The organism is Streptomyces recifensis (assembly GCF_002154615.1).
Classification (GTDB): domain Bacteria; phylum Actinomycetota; class Actinomycetes; order Streptomycetales; family Streptomycetaceae; genus Streptomyces; species Streptomyces griseoluteus.
In genome coordinates this window covers 1-1,155 of the sequence record NZ_MUNH01000816.1, presented here as the reverse complement: position 1 = coordinate 1,155, position 1,155 = coordinate 1, and the positions used below count along the sequence as shown (strand labels likewise).

The window sequence follows — 1,155 nt, the reverse complement described above, 5'->3', positions numbered from 1 at the left end:
TCAACGCGGAGAAGGGCTTCGGTTTCATTGCCCAGGACGGCGGAGGCCCGGACGTCTTCGCCCATTACTCGGCGATCAACTCCTCGGGCTTCCGTGAACTCCAGGAGGGCCAGAGCGTGACCTTCGACGTCACCCAGGGCCAGAAGGGCCCCCAGGCCGAGAACATCAACCCGGCCTGACCCTGCTCGGCACCGACCGGAACGGTGAACGCCGGTCTGATCCGGTGACGTCGAAGGTCACGCTCTGGCCCTCCTGGAGTTCACGGAAGCCCGAGGAGTTGATCGCCGAGTAATGGGCGAAGACGTCCGGGCCTCCGCCGTCCTGGGCAATGAAACCGAAGCCCTTCTCCGCGTTGAACCACTTCACAGTTCCCGTAGCCATGTCTCATGCCTTCCAGCCGAGGACGTCTCCCGCAACGTGCGAGAGGCGGAGGTGATCGCCCTGGTTCCTGCGGCACAGCACAGCAAAAAGCCCACGCCTACGGCGTGGGCAAAGGGAACTTCCGAACCACGACAGCTGACGCAGACGGTACACGCCCGCACACGCTGTCACCAGAGGAAACAAGCACACGTCGTGGACCGTGTGCGGGCAAGTCCGCCGTGGGGTGGCAGGCCCTTGGTCAACCTCCTCGCCCCGCACCACCCATGTCACTGACGCCCCCAGCGGCGGCAAAGCCATCCGCGCCCTCCTGCCCCCGGTAGATGCCGCCTCAGTACGTCGCTCACCCGGCGGCGTTGCCGTGATGAGCCGACATGAAGCGGACGTGCGCGCCCTGGCAGACGGCGAGGTGGCCGAGGGCCTGGGCGATGTGGGTCTTGCCGACGCCGACGGGGCCGAAGAAAATGACCGGTTCGCCGGCGTGGAGCCAGCGCAGGGCTCCTAGGGCGCGGGTCTGTCACGCTGATCCGCGACGGCGGGCGCAGAGGTCCTGTGACAACGAACGTGGACCATTTGCCATCGGACCTGGACGGCTCCTGCTGAGGACTCCGGCCAGAAGTCCAGGACTACCGTGGCTGTGCCGGATACCGGGATGGGCGACTTGAGCGGATACTGTTCCGCCATGACGACAACTGCCCGGACCATGAAACGTACGGGAGCCCTCGCCACGGTAGCCGCTGCGGCCGCACTCGTCTTCCCTGCCCAGGCCCACGCCGC

General features: G+C 66.5%; 2 protein-coding genes and 1 pseudogene. 1 reads left to right on the top strand and 2 read right to left on the bottom strand.

The genetic code is table 11. The features are described 5' to 3' along the window. Nucleotides 1-179 (top strand): cold-shock protein (locus CCN33_RS30015; RefSeq protein ID WP_086696462.1); only part of this gene is annotated, 179 nt, incomplete at its 5' end. Here CCN33_RS30015 and CCN33_RS30010 read toward each other — a convergent pair. Further along, nucleotides 166-381 carry a cold-shock protein gene (locus CCN33_RS30010; protein ID WP_086696461.1) on the bottom strand — a complete coding sequence of 72 codons (216 nt, stop codon included), beginning with the start codon at nucleotides 379-381 and terminating at the stop codon, nucleotides 166-168. The genes CCN33_RS30015 and CCN33_RS30010 overlap by 14 nt on opposite strands. Before the next feature lie 373 nt (nucleotides 382-754). Continuing rightward, nucleotides 755-895, bottom strand: a pseudogene (locus CCN33_RS33940) (ATP-binding protein); the annotation flags it as partial. Nucleotides 896-1,155 lie beyond the last annotated feature (260 nt).

Excerpts from the sequence above, each read along its gene's own strand:
- CCN33_RS30010 (WP_086696461.1), bottom strand. The coding sequence starts at position 381 with ATGGCTACGGGAACTGTGAAGTGGTTCAACGCGGAGAAGGGCTTCGGT.